At 55.0% G+C, this 1,684-nt stretch carries 2 protein-coding genes; both read left to right on the forward strand.

Translation table 11 applies throughout. The annotated features are described in order from the left end of the window. Nucleotides 1-543 precede the first annotated feature (543 nt). The gene (locus tag ACMV5H_RS25445) at nucleotides 544-1,095 is read left to right on the forward strand and encodes a single-stranded DNA-binding protein (RefSeq protein WP_414822794.1); all 552 of its coding nucleotides are present in this window, start codon (nucleotides 544-546) and stop codon (nucleotides 1,093-1,095) included. A gap of 54 nt (nucleotides 1,096-1,149) precedes the next feature. Continuing rightward, nucleotides 1,150-1,389, forward strand: a complete 240-nt coding sequence (locus ACMV5H_RS25450; RefSeq protein ID WP_414822795.1) for a DUF905 family protein — start codon at nucleotides 1,150-1,152, stop codon at nucleotides 1,387-1,389. Nucleotides 1,390-1,684 lie beyond the last annotated feature (295 nt).

Here is a 1,684-nt window from a genome sequence, read left to right on the forward strand (position 1 = left end):
CGAAGAACAGCAATCTCCACTCTTAACTCCAATGTTAGCATCGGCAGCTCGCTTAAAACTGCCAGTTTTACCCATGGTGGGTCCGTTTTACATTGGCATGTGGGTCATTTTTACATCGGCGCTAACAGGTAAGCCTGTGGAGGAAGGAAGATCTCGTTAGGCACCCAAGGCTCCTCGCCCGCAGGCGGTCGGCTCGTCGCCTGCATTGCGCTACGTCCGTCTAAACACCGACGGTCTAGCTCCACGGAGCCACGCGTTGCGTGTCTCCGCCTTCGGTAGCAAGCGATGCTGAAAGAACCAGTCTAGGTCCAGGTCTAGGTCTAAGGCGCGCTTGCTGCGGCCATGGCCGCGCCGCTCTCACTGCCCAGCGGTACGGCTGCTGGGCGCTGATGGGCAACGACGATTCGCAGCCGCTCAGTCGCCGTTGCGGTGGTATCCGTCTCCTTATGCCAGGTGCATTCTCCTGTTAACTCCCTTGCGCCGGGGCTCCAGAATCTAACAGAAGATATGGGCTGAAAACCAACTGACAGAAGGAGAATCATCATGGCAGAACGTGGCGTAAACAAAGTGATTTTGGTCGGCAATCTGGGTCAGGCTCCCGAAATTCGTTATATGCCCAATGGGGGCGCGGTGGCCAATCTGACGTTGGCAACCTCCGAAACATGGCGCGACAAGGTAACGGGCGAACAAAAAGAAAAAACCGAATGGCATCGCGTCGTCTTGTTCGGAAAGCTGGCCGAAGTGGCCGGGGAATACCTGAGCAAAGGCTCAAAGGTCTATATCGAGGGGCAACTGCAAACCCGCAAATGGCAGGACGAACAGGGTGGCGATCGCTACACCACCGAAATCGTGGTGAAGGTCAATTGCTCCATGCAAATGCTGGGTGGCGGCGAGCGCCAGACCAGCGGCAACACGCCCGCACAACCTCCTGCCGCGCAGCCAGCAGCCGGCAGCGCACCGGCCAAGGGCAAGCGTACTGCTAAAGGGAAAGGTACGACAAAGGGAGCTGCGACCGCGCAAACACCATCAGCGCCACAACAGCCGCAAGGCGGTGAATTCCCTCCCGCCGACTATGACGACGATATCCCGTTCTAGAGTTGACCTTTCGCCCTGTGCAAGCAGGGCATCACCAACAGGAGTTTTTAGCCCATGACGGAGCAAACCGATCAACATGTGTTGCTGCCAACAGATGGCCAGTTTTCGCGTGAACAGGCCAATACCGCAGCCGCAGCGTACAGCAATATCGCTATCGAGGACGATCAGGGGACACATTTCCGGCTCGTTGTCAGGAAAAACGGCGAGTTGGTCAAGCGTTATTGGAGTTTCGAAAAGGATGCCGGGTATTGGTTGAACCGCGGTATCACCGATTACGGTGTGAAAAAGCAGTAAGCAAAAGGGTGCCGGACGTGAGCCGTCCGGCAGACAGTAGTCAATACATAAGGAGTCTCAACTATGTCAGTTACCGAGTCTAAAGCATCAAGCAAAGCGAAAGCAAATCCAAAAAATCAAACGCCTAAAGCGTTACCGGCAAAAACTCAGCGGCGCAGTTTCTTGCCTCATTCCCACTCGAAACGCAACAAAACCCAGGGGGCTTATGCCGCCTGTAAGTGTGTTAAAAATACCTCATTGGGGGAGCGATAGCCCAGAGATTTTCTCCCTCGTGTGTTGAGTATGTGTTCGAGTT

Origin of the sequence: Serratia sp. N21D137 (assembly GCF_047530005.1) — a bacterium.
In the GTDB taxonomy this organism is placed as follows: domain Bacteria; phylum Pseudomonadota; class Gammaproteobacteria; order Enterobacterales; family Enterobacteriaceae; genus Chania; species Chania fonticola_B.

Coding starts and splice junctions, on each gene's coding strand:
- ACMV5H_RS25450 (WP_414822795.1), top strand. CDS start 1,150: ATGACGGAGCAAACCGATCAACATGTGTTGCTGCCAACAGATGGCCAG.
- ACMV5H_RS25445 (WP_414822794.1), top strand. CDS start 544: ATGGCAGAACGTGGCGTAAACAAAGTGATTTTGGTCGGCAATCTGGGT.